This window comes from Rhizobium sp. NXC14, assembly GCF_002117485.1.
GTDB lineage: Bacteria > Pseudomonadota > Alphaproteobacteria > Rhizobiales > Rhizobiaceae > Rhizobium.
The window spans coordinates 1,104,647-1,123,910 of sequence record NZ_CP021030.1 but is presented as its reverse complement, the minus strand read 5'-3'; the positions used below and the strand labels follow the sequence as shown (position 1 = coordinate 1,123,910).

Here is a 19,264-nt window from a genome sequence, read left to right as displayed (position 1 = left end):
CCATCTCTGTCACAGCGCTATTACTCGAAACGACCATATGCGCCTGGTCAAGGTGCGAAGCAAACCGAGCAAGCGATGATTACGCCAAAGGCGATCATTGTAGCGGTTTGCGGGGCGCCGCGCCGCCGGCGAGTTGGGCGGATACGCCCCTCCGGCCTCCGTCATTCCAGGCCTCGAGCCGGGAATCCATGGCCACAGCCGATAATGCCGGCGTGGGTCCTCGGGTCAAGCCCGGCCAATGCCGCCTGCGGCCGAACGTGCCCGCCATCCTCACCCTGAAGAGAGCTCGTTCGCTTTCCGGGCATAGCGATCCGCCTGCTCCTGCTCGCCCATTGCTGCCAGCAGAAGGGCCAGGTTCCGATACGACTGGGGGTCCCCGGGACGCGACCTTATCGCCGTAAGGTAATGTGACCTTGCTTCCATGAAGGCGCCTTTCTCGTGAAGCAGCACCCCAAGATTGTTATGTGCTTCGGCGTAATTCGGCGACGAGCTCAGTGCTGCGCGATAGTGTGATTCTGCTGCCTCGACGTCCCGAGCCTCAAGAAGCATCGCATAGTTATAATGCGCTTCGGCGTAGTCTGACCTCAGCTGCAACGCCTGTCGGTAGTGCGCCTCAGCGGCTCCCGCATCACCGTTTTTCTCGAGGAAGACCGCGAAATTGTTGTGGGCTTCGGCAAAGCCTGGTCGAAGCCGCAGGGCCTCCTGAAAATGCTGATGCGCTTCGAAGCGGTCACCCCATTGGTCGAAAAGACCAGCCAGACGCAGAAGGGCGTCGACGTGACCCGGTCGGCACTTTAGAGCCAGCCGATAATGGGCTGCCGCTTCATCAGGGCGATCGGTTTCCTCGAGGAGTATCGCGAAATTGTAGTGAGCTTCCGGATATTGGGGCCAGAGACGAACGGCATCCCGGTATCGAGCCTCAGCGGCGGTTCTGTGGCCGGCGGCCTTCAGGATGACACCCAGATTGTTGTGCGCTTCCGGATAGTCCGCGCGTAGCTCCAATGCCTTTTCGTAACAATGCCGTTCCCCTGCCAACTCCTTCTCATCCGCAGCGGTCATTCCCGCCCCTTTCAGGAACCAGTCCTCGGCGGTCATCCGCTCTTCGGAACGCCCCGCAAGCGCTGCGTGGTCGACCGACACGATCCGATAGAGATGTCGCCTCGGCAGGAAGTCGCCCTTGAGTTCGAAGACATCAACCTCCTGGAAGAGATAGACGGGCAAATCGATAAGATCGAGTATGGTCTGCGTGACGAAGAGGGTGTCCGGCTCGGCACATGATTCCACCCGCTTCGCGATGTTCAAGGCACGACCGATCCAGGCGTGGTCATCGTGCATTCGGGAACATTCGCCGAAGTGACAGCCCACCCGGATTGGCAAATCGTTCGCCTGGCCGGCCGTCAGGTGACGCCGCCGCTGTTTCCAGTAGGCGATGAGTTTCAACGAGAAATGGACGGCTACGTCAGCAGATTCGAATAGATAAAGATGCCCGTCGCCTGTAAAATTCTCGTGCCGTCGTCCGTATTGGCTGGCAAGCGTCTGAGACAGGTAACGATATTCTGCAATCGCGCTCGTGATCGTGTCGCGCGAAACCGTGTTCCAAACCGCTGAGTGTCGGACGAGGTCTGTGAATACGGCGGCAAAATAGATGTCCATTCGCAACGGCCGGAAGTTAAAGCGATCGCGCGACATGTCCAAACGCATGCTGTCATCGCTCAACACAAGGACAATCATCATGCCACAGTACATGGTCGAAAGACATCTGCCAGGAATCACTCCCGATCAGCTCAGTGCAGCGGCATCGCGCGCAAAAAATGTCACTGCCGAGATGACCAGGCAAGGTAAGCCGGTGCGCTATCTGCGCTCGACATTCATCCCCGCCGAGGAACGATCATTCTGCCTATTCGACGCTTCGTCGGAGCAGGATGTGAAGGAGGCAAACGAACGCGCCGAGATCCCGCTGGTGAGAATTACCGAAGTCAGGCACATCTCGGCCGACGATGTGAACTAGCGCATCCAGCGCAACAAAGCGCAATTGTTGCGACACCGCGTCCGGTCAGCCCCCGCCTTGAGCCTTTCGGGCTGGCTGAAACTCTTGTTGGCTCAATGGGTCATAGACCAGCCCTGCGGCCAAGCCGGTCGGGCGGCGCTTTGGGGGATTGCGATCAGCGCCGAAGTCTGGCCTTCCCGCTAGCGCCACCCGAACCCCGCAACACTACTGTCCGGCAAACACCACCTCGTCCCAAGGTGGACGCGCCGGGAAAACCTCATCGAGAAATGTCAGAAATGCTTTGACATTCGGATTGGCGCGGCGGCTCTCTGGCCAGAGTGCAATCATGCTGGAGCGGTCGACGGCGAAGGCGGCGAGGATCGGCACGAGTTCGCCACGTTTCACATAGGGCGCGGCGATGTAGGTTGGAGAGATGCCGACGCCGCCGCCGGCGACGAGGACAGCGGCGACACCATCGCTTGTGTCCACCGTGATCCCAATCTCTGGCGTGGCCTCGAAGACTCGTTTTCCTGATGCAAAGGGCCAGCGAAGTGTCTGGCCCGAGCTCTGGAAGCGAAAATTGACGCAGTCATGCCCCGCTAGTTCGTCAGGATGTCGAGGCGTACCCCGTCGTCTCAGATACTCGGGCGAAGCAAAGGCACAAAGGCGATGCGGCGCAAGCCGTCGGGACTTCAAACGGGAGTCGGCCAGTGCTCCAACCCGAATTGCGACATCTATACCCTCCTCGATCATGTCCACGAACTGATCTCCCAGGCGCAGATCGATTGCGAGTTTCGGATGGCGTGCGCGCAAGCGAGGAAGCGCCGGGCCGAGTATATGCACGCCGACCGGAAGTGGTGCCGATATCCGGAGAATGCCGGACGGTTCGGCGCGGGCGGCCATTGCGGCCTGCTCGATATCCTCGGCCTGCCGCAGCAGACGCAGCGCGCGATCGTGCAGATCGCGGCCCTCCGGCGTAAGCGTCAGAGAGCGCGTGGTACGGAGGAACAGGACAATGCCGAGCTGCTGCTCGAGCCGCTGGACGCTCTTGCTGACGGCCGACGGTGACACCGCAAGCGCGCGGGCTGCCGCAGTGTAGCTTCCAAGGGATGCGGCCCGCGCAAATGCAATCAGGCCCGTGAGACGTTCTATACCGCTTTGTGCCATGATGGCATGAGTAAAGCGAATATTGGGCCAATTATCAATCGAGGCAATTGGAATTACTTTCTGGCCATCGGCGCAATCGAGCGCCTCCAAAACGGAGCCAGAGCGATGGGCACTCAATCAAACATCTCGGATACCCTATCAGGCAAAACCATACTCATCGTCGGCGGCACCTCGGGGATCGGCCTCGCCGCAGCCACACAAGCCAAGTCCTTCGGCGCAAAAGTCATCGTGGTTGGATCTGACGCCGAACGGGCAAAACAAGCCGCAGAACAACATGGCCTCAGTGGCTGGAGGGCGGCCGATGTGACCAAGCGCGCGGCCATCGAATCCGCGCTCGCTGATATCGACCATGTCGATCACCTCGTCTTGATGGCCGGAAGCTTCGTCGTCGGCAAGGTGCTGGAAGCCGACGTCGACCATCTCCGCCGCGCGTTCGAAGAGCGCGTCTGGGCGGCGATATATACGCTTCGGTCCCTTGGAGACCGGCTCGCCGCCGACGGTTCGGTGACATTCATATCCGGAGCACTGGGCGACCGACCAAATGCCTATGGGACGGCGGTTCTAGCTGCCGCTTCGGCAGCGATGGAAGCATTGGCACGCGGCCTTGCGTTGGAACTCGCGCCGCGCCGGGTGAACACCCTTTCGCCGGGTCCGATCGATACTCCACTGCTCGGCAAGGCACTTGGCGACGGTCGCGACGCCTTTGTCGAGGGCCTCAGGGCAACATTGCCGTTACATCGTCTCGGGAGCGCTGAGGAAGCCGGGGCGGCAGTGGTGTTCTTGATGGCGAATGGCTGGATGAACGGCGCGACGCTCAACCTGGACGGTGGATCGCGGCTGGTCTGAAGGCTTTTCAGCATTTCGATCCAGAACTCTCTGAAATGTCGCTCGGGTTTTCGAACCCTTCAAGAAGGAATTCACTAAATGTCGACTGACCCAACCAAGACAGCCCTGACCTTCTTCGGCCACTGGAACGCGGGCCACATCGACGAGGCGATCGCCATGCTTTCCGAAGAAGTGCTGTATGACAACGTACCGCTCCCGAATATCATCGGGCGCGAGAACGTCCGAAAGTTTCACCGGGATTTCGGAATTGGAACGACATTCACCGTCGATTGGACGGTGACACAGATCGCGGCGGCCGGAAATGTCGTCCTTAACGAACGGCTTGATGTGTTCCTGCATGAGGGTGGTGGAAAAATCATACTTCCGGTCATGGGGACGCTGACGGTCGTGGAGGGAGCGATCACCGTGTGGCGCGACTATTTCGATCCCTCTGATTTCGATCGGCAGTTGGCTCTCATCGGGAAATAACTCGATGGAATATATTGGAGGGCCAACGGCGAGCGGGCGGCAACGCACCCCCCACTCACCGTCATTCCAGGCCTTGAGCCGGAATCCATTGCCACAGTCGCGGAGGCGGGCGTGGGTCCTCGGGTCAAGCCCGAGGACGACGGAGGGGTGAACCTTCTGCCGATACAGTATGCGCGCGCCAAAGGCGCACGCACCGCCACCGCAAGCCTCAGCGGACACCGCGGCCACATCATCAACACGGCATCCGTGGCCGCCTACAAGCTATTTCCGACAGCGGCCGTCCACTGCGCCGACAACAACGGCGAGGCACCAACATCCGCCCGCTTTTACAGCGCGAACATTGCCCCTTCTACTTGTCTTCCCCTTCCGCCTGGATGCGATCCAACACGGCTTCCGGCGCGATGTCCTTCTTCAGCTCTTCTACCTCATGGTCCGCCTCGGTCGGGACTTCAAGCTTCTTTGCAATGGCTTCGACCATGGCGATCAGGCGTGTCGTCTCGTGTTCGTTTAATAAGCTGATCTGGAGGTCGAGATCGGCGCGGATATTGTCTTGTGCAGCCATTCGGTTCTGGTTGATCAAGACGAATGTCGAGAGAAAGATCGCCTCGACCGAAGCCTCCATAGCGAGAATGACCAAAGAGGGGTCCCAGGGTGGAACCTGTGGGAGCAATCCCACATTGGCGATGATCCAGACTCCGTAAAACACGATGTGAATGTAGACGAACATCATGGAACCGGCGAACTTGCTGATCAAAGCAGCGGAACGCTCCTGAGCAGACGCTGCATTTTGGCTCTGCCGGCGGCGCTGCATGATAGCCTCGATGTTACGGGTTAACGCAGGCGTTAATCCTTCCGCGGCCGGTGTTGTCGGGCTCTTGCGCTCCGGATGGTCGTCGTTCATTCCGCAATCCTCGGATCTGTAATTGATGGTTTCCACCTTTGCCGAAAACTGCCCTACGAAGATCCGGTTTAATGTTGGCTGCAATTCCCTGGGGCGAACGTCGCCCCGGCAGTTTGCGCCAAGCGTTGCCGCCGTCGTTCTGCAATATCTCGCTTTGAGTGGAGTGGACTGTGGGCGCGGCGAACTCAGACAGCAATCAAGTATCATGCGGCCTGCGCTGGCGAGCAGGCTATGACCGAAAGATTGCACGCGCTTGACGACCGGGTGACTAGCTACCTCCTCCGCCGGCCCGTGTGGAACATTCGCCACCGAGTGCGGTTATGGGCCAGTTCAAAGGAGGACTCGGCATGTACCATCACGTCAAAAAGCTCATGTACACCGTTCGGGTGGATGAGCCTGATCCCCGATTCGGAAATATGCTCCTTGAGCAGTTCGGCGGGGCCAACGGCGAACTCGCGGCGGCAATGCAGTATTCGATCCAAGGCCTGAACTGCGAGGATCCCGGGCGGAAAGACCTGCTGATGGATATCGGCACCGAGGAGCTCAGCCATCTCGAAATCGTCGGCACGCTTGCCAGAATGCACCTAAAACCCTTGAAGTCCGTTCGCGAGGAGGCTGAAGCCGATCCTTTGATTGCCATTGCTGGCGGCGGCGGCGTGAACCTCTTCAATTCCATGGGCAACCCCTGGACGGCCGACTATCTGAAGATAACCGGCGAGCTCGACGTGGACTTGCGAAGCAACATCGCAGCCGAAGCCCGTGCGAAGATCGTCTATGAACGCCTGATCGACTTCTGCCGCGATTCCGGCACGAAGGACGCTCTGCAATTTCTCATGACAAGAGAGATCACCCATATGCGGGCATTCCAGCTCGCACTCGAAAGCATGGGCAAACCTCCCCTCAGTGTTGGAAGAATCGCTCCCACACCGGGGCTGGTCGACCAATTCTTCAACGACTCGACGGGCGAAGGCGACCTCGGCGAGGTCGATGTTCGCGGTCCGTGGAACGAAGGAGAGCCCTGGAAATTCGTCGAGGCTCCGGCGTTCCAGGGGTTCAAGGGCGCCGACGAGACTGCACCGGCAATCGAAGCGCGAAGCGCGCCGCCGGAAAGATCGGAAGGGATCGAGGCGGTGCTCGTGGACGAGCTTCGCGACCTGCTGCATGCCGAAAAGCAGTTGCTCAAAGCGCTTCCCAAGCTGCAGAAGGCAGCCCGCTCCCAGCAACTGCAGACCTTGCTGCAGAAACATCTTGCCGAGACCGAAGCGCAGGTCGAACGGCTGAACGAGTGTCTGCGAGTACTCGGCTCCGCGGCAAGAGCAAAACCTTGCAAGGGAATGGCTGGCCTGATCGAGGAGGGTGAAGAGGTAATGGCGGAAGGCAAGAAGAGAGAAGACGCTCCTGCAGATCTGGCTCTCATCGGTGCAGCATTGCGCGTCGAACATTACGAAATTGCCGCTTACACCACCGCGCGTAATCTTGCCCTTCAGCTTGCACAGCCGGCGGTCGCTCGATTGCTGACATTGTCGCTGGGTGAGGAACAGAATGCGGGCCATCTCTTGGATCAGCTTGCTCAACCCCTTATGTCGGCGGCAAGAATGCCTGCCAGCGTCCGTTGACGTGGCTGGTAATCGTGGCACCCGCGGAGGCGTCAGAGGCGCCGCCCGCGGGTGCCGCTTTACGGCAGAATTGGGCTAAGGCTCTATCGCACGCCTCCCCGTCGAGCTTCCTGGCAGCGGCTCAACTTTGATTTGCGAGATCGTGAGCGCCGACGTAGAGCAAGGCTCCAGGCTCACCCGGGGCCTAGAGCGGTTCAGGTTTTCAGAGCTGAACCGCTCTGACCTTTTGTTTTTACGCAATTCCGGACGAAAAACCGCTTCGCACTTTTCCTGGAATTGCTCTAGCAGCGACGGCATCCCTTAGCGTGCTAGAGGACTAGCCTCGTTCAGATCGTTTCGGATCGCGGTGGCCGCTATGCCCGCCTGCCCCATTGCGGTCCCGATCTGATCCAAGCCGATGACCACGTCTCCCGCTGCATAAAGGCCAGGAAGGCTTGACCTTTGGTGACTGTCGACGATGACGCAGCCGTTCTCCGACAATTCTGCGCCGACCATAGCTGCCAGTTCCGACCGAACGTCCGATCCTAGCGCCGGGTAAATAGACGAAAACACGCCGATGCTGGAAGCTGTTGCGATTGTGATCCTATCGCGCTCAGGGTCGATAGATTTTATCGGACCTTCCTGGAGGCCGATCCGCAAGTCCCGCAGCCGATTGAGCTCAATCTCCGAGAGCTCGTGTTCCTCTTGCGGAGTAATGATCGTTACGTGTGTCGTATAACTCCGCAGGAACAGCGCCTCTGCAAACGCTCTCGATCCGCAACCGATGACGGCGACAGGCTTGTCGGTGATCTCGAACCCGTCGCAGACAGGACAGTAGCGGATAAGGCCGCGCGCAACAGCCTCGTCATGACGCTCGGCCAACATCGGTGGCTTGCGGTCGACGACGCCGGTGGCGAGAAGGACTGTTCGCGCCCGCATGCTGCCGCTGCTGGAGAGAACTCGAAAGCCGACCTGCTCCTGCTGAAGCTGTCTGACGCTCTCACTGCGGATCTGAACTTTGTACCTTTGAAGCTGTGTGCGCATCCTGACGAGAAGCTCCCCTCCGCTGATGCCCTCCGGGAACCCTGCGAGGTTATGGGAAATCGGAATGGTGGCGGCACGACTGCTATTGTCATCGAAGACGGTTGTCGAAAGGTGGTAGCGCGCGAGATAAACGGCCGCAGTCAAGCCAGCAGGTCCACCTCCGATGATAATGCAGTCGCGCATCATGTCTCCAGACCGTCGCCGCTCAAGACGTCGTAAGGCGTTGGAATAACTCACATCGCCTGCATCGACCAGGTAGACCGCTCCGAGGAAGCCGTCCGGCGTTCGTTGCTCGTCAGGCGGATACCAAGATGGTGATCATCACTAGTGCGGAGCCAACGCCCGCCCCAGCGAGGCCCGTTGTCATATAGCCGGCAAATCTCCCGGCTTGGCCGTGCCTGATCTCCTCAGCGGTGCCGAGAACGGCCGCCAGGCCGGCAGCAATCCAGCATGTAAGCGTCAACGTCCCCAAAAGTATCGCCCAGTGCGGTGCGTCGATCGAAAGCACGGTCATGCGAATACCCTCGCGGCGAGCGCCGCCTCCATAAACGCCTTGCGGGCTCCCTCGGCACTTCCACGGCGAGCGATGGCATCGACGCATCTGCGCTTGGCGATGCCGAACTCACGAGAATTGGTCGACGGCCAGCGATGGAGAAGCGCCGCAAGCGCCGCGTCCGGACCCTCAATGCGCTCACGCATGCCGTCGCCGATCCGGACGTATACCGGTGGCTTCCAAGTGACATGGAAGTCGATATTGATAACCTTTTCCATTGCAGACCTCATTGCCAGGTTTCCCCGACAACCGCCTTCAGCTGTCCGAGTTCCCAAGCCGTAATGGTTGGTCCGTTATCGGACAGCTTGGAAGAGAACATGGGGAGAAGGTCGTGATCGTTGAGATCTTACACGAGCGTCGATACGGACGGATTCGCTGGAGTGTGCAGTCTGAGCGACGGCGTCCGCGATGACGCCAAGTTCGTGCAGCGGCGGTGGAGCTACATTTCCGGTCAGAGGGTGGCACGGAGGTCGGACAGGCAGGAGGTTGGTCGAAAAGCCGGAACTCCGCGGATTATCCAACCGGGCGGGTGATCATCAGCCAGAGAATTGCCAGCACCGCCGCGAAAGCCGGAAAGCCGAAATAGAACCAGGTCCAGAACAGCCGATGGTATCGCGCCGGCAGCGGCTCACCGTTGGCCGCTGCTCCCTTCGCAATCTTGCGCATCTCCATCTGCATCCAAACGACTGGTAACCAAAAAGCACCCGTGATGAGATAAAGAACGATCGACCAAATGAGCCAGCGCTCCCAAAGGGAATAGCCGACATACCAGGCGAGTGCTATGCCGGTGACCGGCTGAGCGATCACGGCCGTTGTTGTGAAGACGAAATCCGCAATGACCACGATCCTCGCGACGGCGGCCACGGTCGCTGCATTGCCGGTGCGATGCGCGACCAACATGAAAAAGGCGATGCCCGCGCCGGTGCCGAGGAGAACGGTGGCGCCGATGATATGCAGGAATTTCAGCACGAAATAGGTCATCGCTCCTCCAGGATTGCGAGAGCAACCAGGTGCAACACGAGGATCGGCCATATCTTTGTCAACGGGCCAAGCGGCTCATTCCATAACTCTGGCAATATCGCGGTGCCGGCCGCCGCATAGAAAAGTGACAGCAGGATAGCTGCGTAAAGGCCCCACCGCGCAGTGCGGCGTATGGCGATGGCGCATCCTATCGCGATGTCCGCAAGTGCCCCGGCAATAACGGTTGGTACCGCCAAACTACCTGCCCCGCCCCCCATCATCAGCTTGACACCCTGCTCGAAGCCCGATGTCAGCGAAATTATTCCCGTCGATATCCAGAAGAGGGGCAGCAGCACAAAAGTGACGGGCTTCAGGAAGTAGAGTTTTGCAAACCAACGCTCCTGAACCGAAACCGGGCGACGTGCCAAGGCATCGTCCAACGACGATGGCCGGATACCCGTTGCGTCGATCCATTCGCTGGGATCACCGACGGCGCCGCGGACGATCTCCCTTGCGGCCGTGGTTCGAACCGGCGGCCGCCAGCCCAGCAACCCGGCAAAATCGCCGAGCCAATAGAGAAGGCTGGCGAGCGGGCGGGGCAGCAGATAGCGCTTGGCCGGAGGCCAGCCAAGCCATCTGCGGTATCGCGCCACAATCTCTTCAAACTCGAGCGCCTGCGGGCCGACGATTTCGAGCGCGATTTTAGACGGGGCCGTTTTGTCGAGCAGCCGAATGACGGTTTCGGCGACGTCGTCGAGCTGCACCACCTGAAGTTTCCCGGTCGATGGCATCACTGGCAGAAACGGCAGCGCCGCAAGTCCGCGAAACAATGCACTGGAGCCGAAGGCCGCATCACCAAGGATCACGGACGGACGCAGTATTACCCAGTCGAGATCCGTCTCCATCAAGGCCATGTCGCCGGAAAGTTTCGTCCGCGAGAACGTCGATGGCTGCTGCCGATCCACTCCAATTGCCGAGAAATGAATCACACGGCGCACGCCGGATTGCTCGCATGCGAGGAACAGCGCTCCCGGTCCCTGCGCGTGGACGCCGGCCATGTTGTGGGTCACTCCGTCCTGCAATGCCCCGGCGCAATTGACGACGGCGTCCATTCCCTCGAGATGATGCAGCCAGGCAGAGGGCGCCACTGCTTTGGCCACATCGACTTCAACCCAACTGCCGGTGCCTTCAACCGGCCGTTTTCCAGGACGCACCACACAGATGATATCATGTCCGCATGCCGCTAGCCTGGCGCAGACGGCACAGCCAACAAGACCTGTTGCACCGGTAACAAGGATTTTCATACGGACGACCTTCGCACTCAAAAGCCCCGAACCTGTGAGTTCAGGATTTCGTTCCAGTGCCCTTCCTCGTGACAATGATGGGATAAGTTTTGAATTGCGTCGACCCAGCAATTCCGAGTGCTTGAGTTCCCAGATCGCGTCTGCTCGATGCGGCGAGTTGGACGGAAACGCACCCTCATTCTCCGTCATCCCAAGGACGATGGCCACAGCCGATAACGCCGGCGTTGGTCCTCGGGTCAAGCCCGAGGACGACGGAGGGGTGAACCTTCTGCCGACACAGTATGCGCGCGCCTCCATAAAGGCGCACGCACCGACATCGCAAGCCTTAGCGGAAACCGCCGCTCGCGACCAGCCGTTCGCCGGTCAGCCAGCGGGCATCGTCGGAAGCGAGGAAGACGGCAACATCGGCGATATCGTCCGGCTGGCCGATGCGGCCGAGCGGCGTCTGGTCGGCCATGTTCTGTTCGAGATCGGAGCCGATGACGCCGGCCGTGTGGGTGCCCTCGGTCTCGACCATGCCCGGCAGAATGGCGTTGACGCGGATCTTGCGCGGGCCAAGCTCCTTGGCAAGCACGCTGTTGATGCCCTCGACGGCGCCCTTGGTGCCGGTGTAGACGGCAGTGGCCGGCAGCCCGATGCTGGTGACCACCGAGGAGATGTTGATGATGCTGCCGCCCTCGCCGAGATGCTTGGCCGCTGCCTGGGTGGTCAGGAGAACGCCGAGAACATTGACGTCGAACATGCGGCGATAGTGCTCCTCGGTCACCTCGCCGATCGGGGCGAATTCATAGACGCCTGAGTTGTTGACCAGCACGTCGAGCTTGCCGAATTCCTTGACCGCGGCATCGACCACGCCCTGCGCCTGCTCGGCTTTGGAAACATCGCCCTGCACCGCGATGGCCTTGCCGCCGGCCGCACCGATCGCCTCGACCACGGCCTCGGCTCCGGCCTTGCTCGAGGCGTAATTCACCACCACTTCAGCACCTTCAGCCGCCATCGCTTTGGCAATCGCGGCGCCGATGCCCTTGGAGGCTCCCGTGACCACTGCGACCTTTCCTGTGAGCTTAGCCATTTCTTGTTCCTTCTGATCCGGATGACCGCCGGAATTGACGGCCTTGTTCCGTAGTTCAGAAATTCGGAACTGTTGATCTCGATGTCAAGTGGCCCTATATAAAATTCATGCGACCGATTTTTCACCCCGCCCTGGAGGACATAAAACCCGAGGCGATCCTCTATGCGCTCTCCGATCCGGAGCGCGTCGCGATCTTCGCCAAACTCGCCGGCACCGCCTGCGGCGGCACCTGTTCGGCGCTCGCCGATCTCGGCGACCGCGTCATTCCGAAATCGTCGCTGTCGAACCATTTCAAGGTCCTGCGCGAATCCGGCCTGATCCGCAGCGAGCGCCAGGGGGTGGAGATGCGCAACCAGACCCGCTGCGCCGAACTCGACGAGCGCTTTCCCGGCTTGGTCAGGGCGATTCTGACGGCTTACGGACAGCTTCCCGAGCAGCTGAAGACGGGTTGACGGACCTTGAATACCTTCGATGGGTGCTGCCGGTGCAGGCCTGGGTCCTCGGGTCAAGCCCGAGGACGACGGAGGGTGGGGAGGCGATTGCGGCAAACGCAGACCCCTGGCAAAACCAGGACATCGCGCTTTCTGATCTCACCGCCAAACTTCATCACTCACCGTTAGCCGACGCGCCATCCGCTGCGAATTGGCAGAACGTACCTTCAAACTCCGTCATCCCGGCCCTGCGCCTCAGTCCCTGAGTCTGGGATCCATGCCCGGCTGATCGAGACTTGCCGACGCGTTATAAGGTTTTGGCAGAAACTTATAACGAAGTGAAATGAGGACTTCGCAGCCTATGCAATATGGAAGTCATGTTGCCCTCCTGAAGCCATTGTGATGTCGCTGCCATTGCCGGCCAACGGCTACGCAGCCCTGCCGGCGCCGCCTAAGGCGGTTGCCATTCGTCGTCGCGCAAAAAGTTAACGAGATCGCGCACTCGGCTTGCGTCACCCCGGGGCTTTGAGCCATGGGTCCCGGTTGCGTGCGGCATATCCCCTTCTCCCCGTCAGAACGGGGAGAAGGTGCCGGCAGGCGGATGAGGGGTAACACGCATCGTCCGGCTTTTTTCACACCTCAGCGGACGCGACCGCGGCGCTGATGGCGTCTGCGAGTTCCCGCGCAATTTAGTTAGAACACAACCATACGTATTTGCCTTTGGTTTAAGTTCCGCTGCTAGTGATTGCGCATCGCGATCGGGTTGTGACACAGCCACCACGGGAAGGCCGCCTTTGCATGTTGCATCATTTCATTGCTAACCGATCCGCCAATTTCGGAATCATGGAGGCGGCACAGGGATGATCAGAGTTTGTTCGTTGGTCGTAGCGTGTCTGCTGGCCGTGTCCGGCGTGCTGTTCAGATCTTTCTGGTTGTCCGAATGGGGTGTGCCCAGCTTCATCTTCCTCGCGTGGCTCCTGGGCCTCGGCTTGGGGTGGGGAGGAAAGGACAAGCCGTACTCGATCCGCTTCGGGTTCATCTGCGCCAGCGGCATCGCGCTCGTCCTTCTGGCCACGGTCTACGTCCACCGCTATTTCGGCATCGCCCTGTTGCTCGCGCTCGTTTATCTCGGCGCCAAGACGAAATTCTTTGAACGCCAGTGGGGAGCCGCTCCGACCGGCCGGACGGGCAACCAGCAGCAATGAGCCCCTAGTTGCAGGGAGGCATTGTCACACTCGAGTCGAACTTCACCGGTGGAGCACCCTGCCCGCCCTGCCTTACCAATCCGTAAGTTGCCGCCAGACTGTCGTCTCGGCTAGATCTTGCCGCACCAGGCATGTCGGGAGCGGCCGATGCGAATCCTGCTGATCGAGGACGATACCAAGACGTCCGATTATATCGCCAAGGGCTTCTCCGAGGCCGGGCATGTCTGTGACGTCATCGGCGACGGCCGCGACGGGCTGTTTCAGGCGCAGCGCGAGGCCTATGACGTCATCGTCGTCGATCGCATGCTGCCGGGCCTCGACGGCCTGGCGATCGTGCGTTCCCTCAGGGCTGCCAAGGTCGGCACGCCGGCGCTGTTCCTGACCTCGATCGGTGGCGTCGACGATCGGGTCGAGGGGCTGGAGGCCGGCGGCGACGATTATCTCACCAAACCCTTCGCCTTCTCCGAGCTTCTGGCGCGCGTCAATGCACTCGGCCGTCGCCCGCCGGTGCAGGAGCAGCGCACCGTCTTGAAGGTCGCCGATCTCGAGCTCGATCTGATCCGGCGAGAGGCGCGGCGCGCCGGCCAGGTGATCGAGCTGCAGCCGCGCGAATTCACCCTGCTCGAGGTGCTGATGCGCGGCGAAGGCCGGGTCATCACCAAGACGATGCTCTTGGAGCGGGTCTGGGATTTCCACTTCGACCCGAAGACCAGCGTCGTCGAGACCCATATCAGCCGCCTCAGGGCCAAGGTCGACAAGCCGTTCCAGGTCCAGCTCCTGCATACGATCCGCAACACCGGATACAGCCTGCATGCGCCTCGACCAGCATGATTTCAGGCCCATCGGCCTGAAAATCTCAAATCCTGTTCGCAATTTAAAGAGTAAGAGCATGATGTCTTCCGAAAACCGCGCACACTTTTCGGCATCATGCTCTAGCTTGCGCAGGAGCACGCCGTTTCGCCTGGCCGTCACCTTCGGCGTGCTCTTCGTCGTCGCCTTCGTCTTCAGCGGCGCGATCATCTATCACATGCTCAGCCTCGGCCTCGGCCGCGATGTGGACCAGTCGCTGAGCGAGATGAATTCACTGATTGTCTCGACCTATCAGCCTGGCGACACCGAAGATCTGATCAACACGCTGAACAATTATGCAAGCTTCCAGTCGACCTCCGACGGGCTCTATTCGCTGACCGATGCCGGCGGGCGCAAGCTTGCCGGCAATTTCGCGGCACCCCGCATCCCGAACGGCGTCTATACTGTCACCTCGGGCGATGTCGGGCTCAAGGGGCATGAACGCTACCGCATGCAGGTCTCGACGATCGGCCCCTACAGCCTTGTCGTGGCCGAGAACTTCAACGATGCCGACGAGATGCTGCGGATCGTGCTGGTCAGCTTCGAATGGGCAGCCGCCATCGTGGTGGCGACGGCGATCGGCGGCGGCGTCTTTCTCGCCGTTCGCGCCCAGGCACGGCTGGACCGGGTCGCCAACACCATGAACGAGGTCTCCCACGGCGCGCTCGACGCCCGCATTCCGATCACCGGCAACGGCGACGATCTCGATACGGTGGCGATCCAGATCAACGCCGCGCTGGAGCGGCTGCAGCGATTGGTCGAGAGCATGCGGCAGGTGAGCGCCGATATTGCCCATGATCTGAAAACGCCGCTCAACAGGCTGCGCCTGACGCTCGATGCTGCCGCGGCCGGAAACGAGCAGCAGGCGGATGTTTCGGCTCTGCTCGACGAGGCGCGGAATGAGAGCGACCGCATCAACGCCACCTTCGAGGCGCTGCTGCGCATTTCCCAGATCGAGGCCGGCGCCCGCAAGGAGCGTTTCCAGCAGACGGATCTCGACGCCGTGCTCACCGTCATCTCCGAGGTCTATGTCGATGTCGCCGAAGACGCGGGGCAGTCGTTCCGGATCGCCGGGCGCGCGCCTGCCGTCATCTGGGGCGACCGCGATCTCCTGACGCAGATGATCGCCAACCTGGTGGAGAACGCGATCACCCACTGCCCGGCCGGAACCGGCATCACGCTTTCGCTCCGCCGCGACGGCAGCCGCGCCCTTCTCTCGGTCGCCGATACCGGCCCCGGCATACCCGCCGAGGAAAGGGACAAGGTCTTCCGGCGGCTCTACCGGATCGACAAGAGCCGCACGACGCCGGGAAGCGGCCTCGGCCTCAGCCTCGTCAAGGCGATCGCCGAGTTGCATTCGGCCGAGATTGCGCTGACGGACAATTATCCCGGCCTTCGCGTTTCGATCGCCTTCCCATTGATGCCGGAGAAATCCTGAGCCGCCATGCCGCGAGCCTGACGAAGCGGGCAACAAAACGGCGGATTTCGGCCGCAGCGCGAAAGGGCAGCACGCTCCAAGGCCTCCGGCGGCCGAGCCGGTAGGCCGAAAGCCCCGCCTGGATCTGCGAGCAGGGATCGGCCCTTTGGCTCACCGGCAGCGGATCGACGAAGCAGGCGCGTAGCCCCTCATCGAACTCCAGGTCGAAGGCGAGATCATAGGGCAGCCGCATCGGCAACATCGCCCCGACAATCCAGCCCGCCGCCTTGCGGTTGATCAGATAGGCGCCGGAGCCCTTCTCGCGGGTCAGCGCGATGGCGAGCGAGCGGGCGGCGGTCAGCGGCTCGACCCGGTGCTTCCGCCCGGAATTGACCGTCGAGAGCCGCAGAATGTCCCACTGCGCCTCGTGCTGGAGGGCGGCCTCGAGCAGCTCGGCAAAATCATCATCGAAGTCGAGGTCGTCTTCGAGGATGAGCGCGAATTCGGCATTGCTGCCGAGGAAGCGCCTGGCGCATACGACATGGCTGAGATAGCAGCCGATCTCGAAAAGGTTCGGCCGGCGGCCGTGCCGGCGGAGATAGGATCTCTCGTCGAAGTCGGGATGCGGCAGGCTCAACCCCGCCCCGTCGACGGCCGCCACGCGCTCATAGGCAAGGCCGAAGCCTGACAGCAGCCGCTCCATTCGAAACCGTCGCAACGGCGCGCGGTCGAGATTGATGAGATAGGTATTCACCCGCAGGCTGACCGGATGAAAGGCAGGCATAAGGGCGGCAGGTGTGGCGCGCATATTCATGAGACTTGGCCTCGACTTGGCAATGACGACGCCAAGCCTGCGCTGCCAATCTCACCGGGACTTCGCCTGAATCATACATTTTCGTAAGCTGCGCCATCGCCGGCCAGAGCGATGCATTCTTACGGATTGGTATTGTCCCGGCAAAAAGCCCGTAAGAATGCCGCGCTAGATCTCGCTTGCTGCACGCAATGGGTCACTTCCCTTCCCGCGATCATGACATCAATCACGCCTTCGATGACGACGGCGACCCATTGCGTGCCGCGCCGGAGTCAGAAACTCGCGTCGGCCGGAACCCCTAATTTCCGGCATGACGCTCGATCGAGTGGGCGAGGTCGATCCATTGAGGGCGATTGTCCCACCAATGAACGTGATCGGGCGCAGGAAAGGACGGATCGGCGAATGTGCCGGCCGCGATGACGACGGTGCCGGGGAAGTATGCGCCGGATCTGGAAAATCCGCCCCCACCGCAGATCCGGCAGAAGGCTTTCATCACATCCGGTACGGTTTCGCCTAACCATAGGGAATAGTCTCCCGAAACGATCCGGACATCTTCCTCACGGAACCATACATTGTGGGCGAGAGCGCTACCGGATGCGCGCTGGCAGCGCGTGCACGTGCAGACGTGATTGTGCACCGGATCGCCATCGACCTCCAGGCACAGGGCGCCGCAGATGCACTTGGCATGAAAGACTGGCATTTGGCTCATTCCATGTTGAAACCGTTGTTTTACGCTCGCTCGCCTGTCGGGCGGCCCGGATTGAACGAGATGGCGACCTTTTTTGCTCTGATGAAGCCGTCCAGGCCGTAGCATGGGATAAGTTCAATTTCGATATCGCGGGGGTCTTCAGGCATGGCATAATAGCAGGATCGACCTCTGTCGATCGCATAGCGGAGGACTAATCCCGCAATGACGTTCTGGCCGCTAAACCCATCCAGTTGAAGATCCATGACCCCTTCGAGCCTAAACGTCACTACGGCGTGCTTATCGAGGACGATATAACCGTTGAGATCAACATCGTCGGTCATGATCCAGCCATGAATTTTCAACTCACTCGCGCCGGTTCGGTTGAGGGAAAGGCTGATGATTTCCGCGTCGTGGAAAGTTGGCTGTTTACCAAACCACGCCAGCAATTCTGCCCCCCGGGCAAATCAGAATAGATCATGGACGACCCGAACGAAAAGTTGCTGGCGTCAGCATAGCAATTCAAGATGGCGTAGCAACGGAAACTGAAGCCACAAAGTGACCGAAATTAGCAGCGGCGCCCCTTCTGCGATCGATCAAAATACTTCGTCGGCTCGGGAACAACGGGCTCCGCCGATCGTAAGGTTTGTGGGCCGTGCGGAGGTGCTTATAACACAGCCATGCACTTCGATACTCTGTGCGGCCCACTCCGGTCAAAGCCAGGACGCGTCCATAGGTTTGGAAGCGCCCACGCCATTACCCACTTCCGATCGGCTTCGCGATTGGAGCCGCACCCGCACCCTCCGTCATCCCAGGCCTTGAGCCTGGGATCCATGCCCGGAGTTGGAGATCAGCGTGGATCCTCGGGTCAAGCCAGCGGGCGAGGCACTGCTTGCCGACGGTGAGCAGCGCAAACAACTGCAGCCGCGTGCGTGGCTGTGTGGATCCCAGGGTCAAGCCCTAGGATGACGGAGTGTGGGGTTGGCCTTGTTGCCCAACGCACCGCCGGTGCCGATTGCGCCCGCTGTTGCCGGAGCGACCGCGGGTGAAGCGCGTGAGGCGCGGCTTTTGGCGTGGTACCGCCGGCCAGCGTGAGGCGCCGCCTTTGCCGGAACGTCGTCGCGCCGACGCCGCCTATCTCTCCCGGCACCACTTCTCCTCCGTCATCCCAGGCCTTGAGCCTGGGATCCACGCGGGCGAGGCACTGCGTGCCGATGGTGTGCGACGCAAACAACTGCAGCCGCGTGCGTGGCTGTGGATCCCAGGGTCAAGCCCTGGGATGACGGAGTGTGGGGTTGGCCTTGTTGCCCAACGCACCCGCCGGTGCGGACGGAGGATGAGGCACGCTCTGGGGCCGACACCCATATTACCCAACCTTCGCCCTCCTTAGCGCGATCAAGCCCCGCCGCAGCCACAGCAGTTGCTGCGGCGGCATCTGGCGCAGGTGTTCGTAATCCATCACCGCCACGTTATAGACGGTGCTGCGCACCTGCGGCCCGTCCTCGCAGCGCAGAAGGACGGCCTGCAGTTCCATCATGCGGTTGCTGGCCTTGCGGGCGCGGTCGGCGAGGCTTTCGGTCACCTCGCCTTCATGGCCCTTGACGGCGAAGAGCGACTGGGCCCTCGGGCTCGGGGCCGGGATGCCGGTCGTCTTGTGGTAGCGGGCCATGACCTCGGCATAGTCGTCGCCGGCCTGGCGCTGTTCGTCAGTGATCAGACCATCGAGGAACATGCGGCCGAGGGTATAACCGGCATAGGGGCTCCTGACCGTCTCGTCATCAACCGTCCTGCCGAAGCCGTGGATACGCCGGCGCGCCGCCATCGCGACGCTGATATTCTCCTTCTCGGTTTCGAAGGGCTTGATCTTGCCGCAGGGGAAACGCTCGACATTGGCCTTGCGCGGCCGGCCGGCGCCCTTGTTTGCCCGCTGTATCTTCACCTTGGTGGCCTTGCCGCCCATGCTGATTAT

The 19,264-nt window shown here is 60.8% G+C and carries 21 protein-coding genes; 8 read left to right on the top strand and 13 right to left on the bottom strand.

Annotated features, from left to right (window positions below):
- Positions 1 to 270: 270 nt before the first annotated feature.
- Positions 271 to 1,734 carry a tetratricopeptide repeat protein gene (locus tag NXC14_RS05525; RefSeq protein ID WP_245362133.1) on the bottom strand — a complete coding sequence of 488 codons (1,464 nt, stop codon included), beginning with the start codon at positions 1,732 to 1,734 and terminating at the stop codon, positions 271 to 273.
- Here NXC14_RS05525 and NXC14_RS05520 point away from each other — a divergent pair.
- On the top strand, positions 1,733 to 2,008 hold the full coding sequence (locus NXC14_RS05520; RefSeq protein WP_085777304.1) for a DUF4242 domain-containing protein: 276 nt from the start codon (positions 1,733 to 1,735) through the stop codon (positions 2,006 to 2,008). The genes NXC14_RS05525 and NXC14_RS05520 overlap by 2 nt on opposite strands.
- Positions 2,009 to 2,212: 204 nt before the next feature.
- Here the strand turns inward: NXC14_RS05520 and NXC14_RS05515 are convergent, their stop codons facing one another.
- Positions 2,213 to 3,154, bottom strand: coding sequence for a LysR family transcriptional regulator (locus tag NXC14_RS05515; protein ID WP_085779995.1), 942 nt, complete (start codon positions 3,152 to 3,154; stop codon positions 2,213 to 2,215).
- A 105-nt stretch (positions 3,155 to 3,259) separates the two neighbouring features.
- Here NXC14_RS05515 and NXC14_RS05510 point away from each other — a divergent pair, with 105 nt between their 5' ends.
- Both NXC14_RS05510 and NXC14_RS05505 read left to right on the top strand, forming a co-directional pair.
- Positions 3,260 to 4,000 (top strand): SDR family oxidoreductase, encoded by a 741-nt coding sequence (locus NXC14_RS05510; RefSeq protein ID WP_085777303.1) that lies wholly within the window; start codon positions 3,260 to 3,262, stop codon positions 3,998 to 4,000.
- A 78-nt stretch (positions 4,001 to 4,078) separates the two neighbouring features.
- The gene (locus NXC14_RS05505) at positions 4,079 to 4,468 is read left to right on the top strand and encodes a limonene-1,2-epoxide hydrolase family protein (protein WP_085777302.1); all 390 of its coding nucleotides are present in this window, start codon (positions 4,079 to 4,081) and stop codon (positions 4,466 to 4,468) included.
- 349 nt (positions 4,469 to 4,817) lie between these two features.
- Here NXC14_RS05505 and NXC14_RS05500 read toward each other — a convergent pair whose 3' ends face one another.
- On the bottom strand, positions 4,818 to 5,369 hold the full coding sequence (locus tag NXC14_RS05500; RefSeq protein ID WP_085777301.1) for a DUF1003 domain-containing protein: 552 nt from the start codon (positions 5,367 to 5,369) through the stop codon (positions 4,818 to 4,820).
- 347 nt (positions 5,370 to 5,716) lie between these two features.
- Here NXC14_RS05500 and NXC14_RS05495 point away from each other — a divergent pair, with 347 nt between their 5' ends.
- Positions 5,717 to 6,985 (top strand): DUF892 family protein, encoded by a 1,269-nt coding sequence (locus NXC14_RS05495; protein WP_085777300.1) that lies wholly within the window; start codon positions 5,717 to 5,719, stop codon positions 6,983 to 6,985.
- A gap of 300 nt (positions 6,986 to 7,285) precedes the next feature.
- Here NXC14_RS05495 and NXC14_RS05490 read toward each other — a convergent pair whose 3' ends face one another.
- The 6 genes from NXC14_RS05490 to NXC14_RS05465 form a co-directional block, all read right to left on the bottom strand.
- Entirely contained in the window at positions 7,286 to 8,191 is a 906-nt protein-coding gene (locus tag NXC14_RS05490) for an NAD(P)/FAD-dependent oxidoreductase (protein WP_085777299.1), read from the bottom strand.
- 112 nt (positions 8,192 to 8,303) lie between these two features.
- Positions 8,304 to 8,522 (bottom strand): hypothetical protein, encoded by a 219-nt coding sequence (locus tag NXC14_RS05485; RefSeq protein WP_085777298.1) that lies wholly within the window; start codon positions 8,520 to 8,522, stop codon positions 8,304 to 8,306.
- Positions 8,519 to 8,779, bottom strand: coding sequence for a DUF982 domain-containing protein (locus NXC14_RS05480; protein WP_085777297.1), 261 nt, complete (start codon positions 8,777 to 8,779; stop codon positions 8,519 to 8,521). Before NXC14_RS05480 ends, NXC14_RS05485 begins: the two co-directional genes overlap by 4 nt.
- A 295-nt stretch (positions 8,780 to 9,074) precedes the next feature.
- Entirely contained in the window at positions 9,075 to 9,542 is a 468-nt protein-coding gene (locus NXC14_RS05475; protein WP_085777296.1) for a DUF2269 domain-containing protein, read from the bottom strand.
- On the bottom strand, positions 9,539 to 10,825 hold the full coding sequence (locus NXC14_RS05470) for an SDR family oxidoreductase (RefSeq protein WP_085777295.1): 1,287 nt from the start codon (positions 10,823 to 10,825) through the stop codon (positions 9,539 to 9,541). Before NXC14_RS05470 ends, NXC14_RS05475 begins: the two co-directional genes overlap by 4 nt.
- Positions 10,826 to 11,150: 325 nt before the next feature.
- Positions 11,151 to 11,897, bottom strand: coding sequence for a glucose 1-dehydrogenase (locus NXC14_RS05465; RefSeq protein WP_085777294.1), 747 nt, complete (start codon positions 11,895 to 11,897; stop codon positions 11,151 to 11,153).
- Positions 11,898 to 12,004: 107 nt separating this feature from the next.
- Between NXC14_RS05465 and NXC14_RS05460 the strand changes: the two genes are divergently transcribed.
- From NXC14_RS05460 to NXC14_RS05440, 4 genes are all read left to right on the top strand, one after another.
- A complete protein-coding gene (locus NXC14_RS05460) occupies positions 12,005 to 12,349 on the top strand; it encodes a helix-turn-helix domain-containing protein (RefSeq protein WP_085777293.1) in 345 nt (114 codons plus the stop codon).
- Between the two features lie 839 nt (positions 12,350 to 13,188).
- Positions 13,189 to 13,533 (top strand): hypothetical protein, encoded by a 345-nt coding sequence (locus NXC14_RS05450; RefSeq protein WP_245362132.1) that lies wholly within the window; start codon positions 13,189 to 13,191, stop codon positions 13,531 to 13,533.
- Between the two features lie 147 nt (positions 13,534 to 13,680).
- Positions 13,681 to 14,364 carry a winged helix-turn-helix domain-containing protein gene (locus tag NXC14_RS05445; protein WP_085777291.1) on the top strand — a complete coding sequence of 228 codons (684 nt, stop codon included), beginning with the start codon at positions 13,681 to 13,683 and terminating at the stop codon, positions 14,362 to 14,364.
- 58 nt (positions 14,365 to 14,422) lie between these two features.
- A complete protein-coding gene (locus tag NXC14_RS05440; protein WP_085779993.1) occupies positions 14,423 to 15,820 on the top strand; it encodes a HAMP domain-containing sensor histidine kinase in 1,398 nt (465 codons plus the stop codon).
- On the opposite strand, the gene NXC14_RS05435 is transcribed toward NXC14_RS05440, so the two are convergent.
- The 4 genes from NXC14_RS05435 to NXC14_RS05420 form a co-directional block, all read right to left on the bottom strand.
- A complete protein-coding gene (locus NXC14_RS05435; RefSeq protein WP_085777290.1) occupies positions 15,717 to 16,613 on the bottom strand; it encodes a glycosyltransferase family 25 protein in 897 nt (298 codons plus the stop codon). The two genes, NXC14_RS05440 and NXC14_RS05435, sit on opposite strands and share 104 nt — an antisense overlap.
- Before the next feature lie 295 nt (positions 16,614 to 16,908).
- Entirely contained in the window at positions 16,909 to 17,310 is a 402-nt protein-coding gene (locus NXC14_RS05430) for a GFA family protein (RefSeq protein WP_085777289.1), read from the bottom strand.
- 29 nt (positions 17,311 to 17,339) lie between these two features.
- Positions 17,340 to 17,744, bottom strand: coding sequence for an Imm50 family immunity protein (locus NXC14_RS05425; protein WP_085777288.1), 405 nt, complete (start codon positions 17,742 to 17,744; stop codon positions 17,340 to 17,342).
- A gap of 917 nt (positions 17,745 to 18,661) precedes the next feature.
- The gene (locus NXC14_RS05420; RefSeq protein WP_085777287.1) at positions 18,662 to 19,255 is read right to left on the bottom strand and encodes a hypothetical protein; all 594 of its coding nucleotides are present in this window, start codon (positions 19,253 to 19,255) and stop codon (positions 18,662 to 18,664) included.
- Positions 19,256 to 19,264: the final 9 nt, after the last annotated feature.

Coding starts and splice junctions, on each gene's coding strand:
- NXC14_RS05520 (WP_085777304.1), top strand. CDS start 1,733: ATGCCACAGTACATGGTCGAAAGACATCTGCCAGGAATCACTCCCGAT.
- NXC14_RS05525 (WP_245362133.1), bottom strand. CDS start 1,734: ATGATGATTGTCCTTGTGTTGAGCGATGACAGCATGCGTTTGGACATG.
- NXC14_RS05515 (WP_085779995.1), bottom strand. CDS start 3,154: ATGGCACAAAGCGGTATAGAACGTCTCACGGGCCTGATTGCATTTGCG.
- NXC14_RS05510 (WP_085777303.1), top strand. CDS start 3,260: ATGGGCACTCAATCAAACATCTCGGATACCCTATCAGGCAAAACCATA.
- NXC14_RS05505 (WP_085777302.1), top strand. CDS start 4,079: ATGTCGACTGACCCAACCAAGACAGCCCTGACCTTCTTCGGCCACTGG.
- NXC14_RS05500 (WP_085777301.1), bottom strand. CDS start 5,369: ATGAACGACGACCATCCGGAGCGCAAGAGCCCGACAACACCGGCCGCG.
- NXC14_RS05495 (WP_085777300.1), top strand. CDS start 5,717: ATGTACCATCACGTCAAAAAGCTCATGTACACCGTTCGGGTGGATGAG.
- NXC14_RS05490 (WP_085777299.1), bottom strand. CDS start 8,191: ATGCGCGACTGCATTATCATCGGAGGTGGACCTGCTGGCTTGACTGCG.
- NXC14_RS05485 (WP_085777298.1), bottom strand. CDS start 8,522: ATGACCGTGCTTTCGATCGACGCACCGCACTGGGCGATACTTTTGGGG.
- NXC14_RS05480 (WP_085777297.1), bottom strand. CDS start 8,779: ATGGAAAAGGTTATCAATATCGACTTCCATGTCACTTGGAAGCCACCG.
- NXC14_RS05475 (WP_085777296.1), bottom strand. CDS start 9,542: ATGACCTATTTCGTGCTGAAATTCCTGCATATCATCGGCGCCACCGTT.
- NXC14_RS05470 (WP_085777295.1), bottom strand. CDS start 10,825: ATGAAAATCCTTGTTACCGGTGCAACAGGTCTTGTTGGCTGTGCCGTC.
- NXC14_RS05465 (WP_085777294.1), bottom strand. CDS start 11,897: ATGGCTAAGCTCACAGGAAAGGTCGCAGTGGTCACGGGAGCCTCCAAG.
- NXC14_RS05460 (WP_085777293.1), top strand. CDS start 12,005: ATGCGACCGATTTTTCACCCCGCCCTGGAGGACATAAAACCCGAGGCG.
- NXC14_RS05450 (WP_245362132.1), top strand. CDS start 13,189: ATGATCAGAGTTTGTTCGTTGGTCGTAGCGTGTCTGCTGGCCGTGTCC.
- NXC14_RS05445 (WP_085777291.1), top strand. CDS start 13,681: ATGCGAATCCTGCTGATCGAGGACGATACCAAGACGTCCGATTATATC.
- NXC14_RS05440 (WP_085779993.1), top strand. CDS start 14,423: ATGATGTCTTCCGAAAACCGCGCACACTTTTCGGCATCATGCTCTAGC.
- NXC14_RS05435 (WP_085777290.1), bottom strand. CDS start 16,613: ATGAATATGCGCGCCACACCTGCCGCCCTTATGCCTGCCTTTCATCCG.
- NXC14_RS05430 (WP_085777289.1), bottom strand. CDS start 17,310: ATGCCAGTCTTTCATGCCAAGTGCATCTGCGGCGCCCTGTGCCTGGAG.
- NXC14_RS05420 (WP_085777287.1), bottom strand. CDS start 19,255: ATGGGCGGCAAGGCCACCAAGGTGAAGATACAGCGGGCAAACAAGGGC.